Here is a 4,715-nt window from a genome sequence, read left to right on the forward strand (position 1 = left end):
ACGGACAAATCGAACAGCGAAGCTACCGGCATCAGCGCTCGTTCATCGCAACATATTCCTTGATCTTGGCCTTGCCCAGCTGGCTCATGTGAACCTCGTCCGGACCGTCGGCGATACGAACAAAGCGGTTGAGCGTGAAAAACCGCGCCACCGGGGTATCATCGGAAACGCCCATTCCGCCGTGGACCTGAATTGCCCGGTCGCAGACGGTTTGCGCCATCTGCGGGGCGACGACCTTGATTGCGGCAATCAAGTCCTTGGCGACTTTGTTACCATAACGATCCATCGCATCGGCGGCTTTCAGTGTCAGCAGGCGCGACATCTCGATCTCGCAAAAGCTTTTCGCGATATCCTGGCGAATGCTCGACTGGTCGGCCAGCTTCTTGCCAAAAGCGGTGCGGCTGTCTGCGCGGCGGGCCATGATTTCCAGAGCGCGCTGGGCTTGCCCGATCGAGCGCATGCAATGGTGGATCCGGCCCGGCCCAAGTCGCCCCTGCGCGATCTCGAACCCGCGTCCTTCGCCCAGGATCAGGTTTTCGCGCGGCACGCGGACGTTGTCAAAACGCAGTTCTACCTCACCGCCGGGCGAATTGTGCGATCCGAACACGGTCAGGTGTCGTATGATAGTAATCCCCGGCGTGCCCGGTTCGACCAGGATCTGCGAATGCTGGGCATGGCGCGGCGCATCAAAATCGGTCTTGCCCATTACAATCCAGATCGTGCAGCGTGGATGCATCGCGTTGGAAATCCACCACTTGCGCCCGTTGAGGACGTATGAATCGCCATCAGGCGTGATCGACAGTTCGAGGTTGGTCGCGTCGGACGAGGCGACCTGCGGCTCGGTCATCACGTAGGCTGAGCGGATTGTCCCCTCGAGCAGCGGCTTCAGCCATTTTTCCTGCTGCTGAGGACTGCCGTACTTGGCCAGCACTTCCATGTTGCCGGTATCGGGGGCCGAGCAGTTCAGCACCTGGCTGGCCCACGGCACCCGGCCCAGCAGTTCTGCCACCGGCGCATATTCAAGGTTTGTAAGCCCGGGAGAGATGGCGCCGTATTCGTGCGGCAGGAAAAGGTTCCATAAGCCTTGTGCCCGAGCCTTCTCCTTCAGCGCCTCCATTCCCGGCCATTCCAGCCATTGCTTGGCGGGATCGGTGACAAAGTCATGGTAGGCTTGCTCATTGGGATAGATATGTTCGTCCATAAAGGCGCTGACCTTGGCCAGCAGATCCTTCACCTTGTCGCTGTGTTCAAAATTCATCGGAAAGACCTTCGTTAAAGGGACAGGCCGCCATCAACGATCACCGTGTGACCAGTGACATAGGAAGCGAGCGGAGAGGCGAGGAAAATTGCGGTGCCGGCCATGTCTGCAGGGGTACCCATCCGCCCATCGGGAATGCGCGCCAACGCGCCGGCAAGGCGTTCGGGATGCTCGGTGGTGACCTTGGTCAGCTTGGTATCCACAAGCCCCGGTGCCAGACCGTTTACGCGGATCCCCAGCGGCGCCCAGGCCTGGCCCAGCGTCTTGGTCAGGCTGATTGCGCCGGCTTTTGACGCGGCATAGGCGGGGTTGCCGATATTCGCCTTCAGTCCCGAGATCGAGCTGACGATAATCATGCTGCCACGCGCCGCCGCCAGGTGATCGCGGAAACGGTTGGCACAGTGCATCAGGCTGTCGAGGTTGACCGCCATGACCCGGTCCCACCCCTCGCGCGCAAACTCGCCGCGGCGATAGACTACTGTGCCCTGGCACAGCACCAGCACGTCCAACCCTGCAAACGGCAGGGGTGCGGCCGCGACGGCATCAGGATCACCGACATCGACGCAGGTGTAGCCAAGGCCGTCAAGGTCCGAACCTTCAGCCGCATCATATTCCGATGCCAAAGCCCTTGTGCCCCAAACGTGAACCTGCCCGCCACGCTGGCGAAAACCATGGGCGATTCCGTTCCCGATACCGCTCGATCCGCCGACAACAAGCACTCGCTTACCGGTAAAATCGGTATCGCCAGCCATCACCCTCTCCACAGGTTTTTAATCGATCGATTAATGCGCGGTGCCACAGCGCTTGTCAAACGCCGTCGCTTGCATAAGCTGCCCGGCAAAAGGAGAGGACAGCATGACCGAAGCGATCCTGGAACCCGAACTTCCGATCATCGATCCGCACCACCATTTGTGGGATCTTCGTCCGCTGATGGCGGCCTTCCCCGAACCGCGCCACACCTTCATCCAGGCGATCGCGCTGTCACCCTATTACACCTTTAATGAAATTCAGGCTGATGTGACCAGCGGTCACAACGTAATCGGCACCGTGTTCATGGAATGCGGCGCGTTCTACACAGCTGATGCCAGCGATGGGCAAAAGGTGATCGGTGAGGTCGAATATGTGAACGGAGTAGCCGCGCAGAGCGCAAGCGGGCTCTATGGCCCGACACGTCTGTGCGATGCAATTATCGGTCATGCCGACCTGACCCAGGGCGACGATGCACGCGGTGTGCTGGAAATGCTGATCGACGCAACCCCGCGCTTCAAGGGCATCCGCCATGCTGCCGCCTGGGATGCAGATCCCGATGTACTGGGCCCACCTTTCCATGCGCCCGCTGGCCTGTATGGTGACGCCAAGTTCCGCGAAGGGTTTCGCCATCTTGGCGCCCTTGGGCTGACCTTCGATGCCTGGCTGCTCGAACCGCAGCTGGGTGACGTGCTCGATCTGGCCCGCGCTTTCCCCGATCAGCCGATCTGTCTTGACCACTGCGGCACCCCACTGGGCCTGGGTTCCTATCACGGCAAGCTGCACGAAAGGTTTGATACCTGGCGTGAGAAGATCAAGGCCATCGCCCAGTGCCCGAATGTTTCGGTGAAGCTTGGCGGACTTGCCATGTCTTTCGCGGGTATGCCCGATCACGGGCCCGCGGCGGGGCTTGGTTCAGACGTGCTGGCGGCTATGTGGCGGCCCTATATCGAAACCTGCATCGAAGCTTTCGGACCCAGGCGGGGAATGTTCGAAAGCAATTACCCGGTCGACAAATGGGGCGCCAGTTATGCCGTGCTTTGGAACGCCTTTAAGCGCCTGACTCACGGCGCCAGCGCGGAAGACAAAGCCGCGCTCTATGCCGGCAACGCCGCGCGGTTCTATGGGATCGAGCATTTGCTGGCCTGACCATGTCCGCAATTCACCTGCCGCGCACGATCCGGATTGGCGGAGGCGTGCTGGACGAGCTGCCCGCGGTGCTGGCGGCCGCCGGACTGTCGCGCCCGCTGATCGTGACCGACAGCTGGATCGCGGATTGCGGGATTCTGGAGCGGGTTGAGGCGCTGCTGGCCAGAGCCGGAGTGGCCGCCCGCAGCTTCACCGGGGTAGTCCCCGATCCGACCGTCAGTTCAATCGAGGACGGCTGCGCGTTTCTGGCGGGCGGGGATCACGATTGCGTGATCGGGCTTGGCGGCGGCAGCCCGATCGACAGCGCCAAGATGATCGCGGTCAAAGGTGGGCGCTCAGTGCAAAGCCTCAAGTCGCCGCATCAGGAAGATGCGCCGGGGCTGCCGATTATCGCCGTGCCGACCACTGCGGGCACCGGCAGCGAGGCGACGCGCTTCACTGTGATCACTGATGCCGAAACCGATGAGAAAATGCTCTGTGCGGGGCTGGCCTATCTGCCGCTGATTGCGGTGTGCGATTTTGAGTTGACGCTGACCAAGCCCGCGCGGTTGACTGCCGATACCGGGATCGACAGTCTGGTCCATGCGATTGAGGCCTATGTTTCAAAGCGCGCCAATCCTTTTGCGGATAGCATGGCGCTTTCGGCGATGCGGTTGATCTGGCCAAATTTGCCGCGCGCTTGTGCCGATCCCGCTGACCGGGCCGCAAGAGAAGCCATGATGCTGGGTGCGCTGCAGGGCGGGATCGCTTTTTCCAACAGCTCGGTGGCGCTGGTCCACGGCATGAGCCGCCCGATCGGGGCGCACTTCCACGTCAGCCACGGCCTCAGCAATGCGATGCTGATGCCGGTCGTGACGCGATGGAGCGCGCCGGCTGCCCTGCCCCGCTATGCCGACTGCGCCCGCGCCATGGCACTTGCAGACAACACCGTCAGCGATCAGGGCGCCGTGGGCCGGCTGGTCGAGGCATTGCAACAGACAAACGCGGATCTCAAAGTCCCCAGCCCGCGCGATTACGGCATCGACAAGGGGCGGTGGGATGACATCGTTCCGCTTATGGCAAGCCAGGCTCTCGCCAGCGGCAGCCCGGCGAACAACCCGCGCGTTCCCGACGTTGACGAGATTACTGCCCTGTATGCACAGGCCTGGGCCTGAGCCGGAAGCGGCTCGCATATGATCCAGATCAATGCGCGATGGTTCCAGAGCCCTAACAACAGCAGCGTGATTGGAAATGCCGCGGCTCTGGTCGACTGCTGATCCGGTCGGGACTAGTCGTAGACGGTTGCGGCAGTCGGTTCTTATGGAGGGGACTTACCATGCCATGCATTAGCAAAATTGGCTTGTCACTTGCTGCCAGCACAGGCTTCGCCCTGATCGCGTCTCCGCTCGCCGCGCAGCAGACGGCCCAGCAGGAAATCGTTATCACCGCCAACATGAAGGCCCCGGAAGGACTGGAGCCGGTCAAAATGGTCGTTGGCATCAAAGATCTCGACCTTGCGACAGCCGCCGGGGTCTCCAAACTTGAAAAACGCATCACTAACGTGATCGCTCGTTTCTGCGGG

At 61.4% G+C, this 4,715-nt stretch carries 5 protein-coding genes; 3 read left to right on the forward strand and 2 right to left on the reverse strand.

The features are described 5' to 3' along the window. Nucleotides 1-31 precede the first annotated feature (31 nt). Both Q0L62_RS12935 and Q0L62_RS12940 read right to left on the reverse strand, forming a co-directional pair. A complete protein-coding gene (locus Q0L62_RS12935) occupies nt 32-1,258 on the reverse strand; it encodes an acyl-CoA dehydrogenase family protein (RefSeq protein ID WP_296680546.1) in 1,227 nt (408 codons plus the stop codon). 14 nt (nt 1,259-1,272) lie between these two features. Then, nucleotides 1,273-2,010 carry an SDR family NAD(P)-dependent oxidoreductase gene (locus Q0L62_RS12940; RefSeq protein WP_296680548.1) on the reverse strand — a complete coding sequence of 246 codons (738 nt, stop codon included), beginning with the start codon at nt 2,008-2,010 and terminating at the stop codon, nt 1,273-1,275. Between the two features lie 103 nt (nt 2,011-2,113). On the opposite strand from Q0L62_RS12940, the gene Q0L62_RS12945 reads away from it, so the two are divergent. From Q0L62_RS12945 to Q0L62_RS12955, 3 genes are all read left to right on the forward strand, one after another. Continuing rightward, nucleotides 2,114-3,154 carry an amidohydrolase gene (locus tag Q0L62_RS12945; RefSeq protein WP_296680551.1) on the forward strand — a complete coding sequence of 347 codons (1,041 nt, stop codon included), beginning with the start codon at nt 2,114-2,116 and terminating at the stop codon, nt 3,152-3,154. Nucleotides 3,155-3,156: 2 nt separating this feature from the next. After that, nucleotides 3,157-4,308: an iron-containing alcohol dehydrogenase gene (locus Q0L62_RS12950; protein ID WP_296680553.1), complete on the forward strand. Its 1,152-nt coding sequence runs from the start codon at nt 3,157-3,159 to the stop codon at nt 4,306-4,308. Between the two features lie 185 nt (nt 4,309-4,493). Further along, nucleotides 4,494-4,715 (forward strand): UrcA family protein (locus Q0L62_RS12955; RefSeq protein ID WP_296680555.1); only part of this gene is annotated, 222 nt, incomplete at its 3' end.

This window comes from Novosphingobium sp. (assembly GCF_024642085.1).
GTDB lineage: Bacteria > Pseudomonadota > Alphaproteobacteria > Sphingomonadales > Sphingomonadaceae > Novosphingobium.

Bases quoted from the DNA above. Each gene is read 5' to 3' on its own strand.
- Q0L62_RS12935 (WP_296680546.1), bottom strand. From the start codon at position 1,258: ATGAATTTTGAACACAGCGACAAGGTGAAGGATCTGCTGGCCAAGGTC.
- Q0L62_RS12940 (WP_296680548.1), bottom strand. From the start codon at position 2,010: ATGGCTGGCGATACCGATTTTACCGGTAAGCGAGTGCTTGTTGTCGGC.
- Q0L62_RS12945 (WP_296680551.1), top strand. From the start codon at position 2,114: ATGACCGAAGCGATCCTGGAACCCGAACTTCCGATCATCGATCCGCAC.
- Q0L62_RS12950 (WP_296680553.1), top strand. From the start codon at position 3,157: ATGTCCGCAATTCACCTGCCGCGCACGATCCGGATTGGCGGAGGCGTG.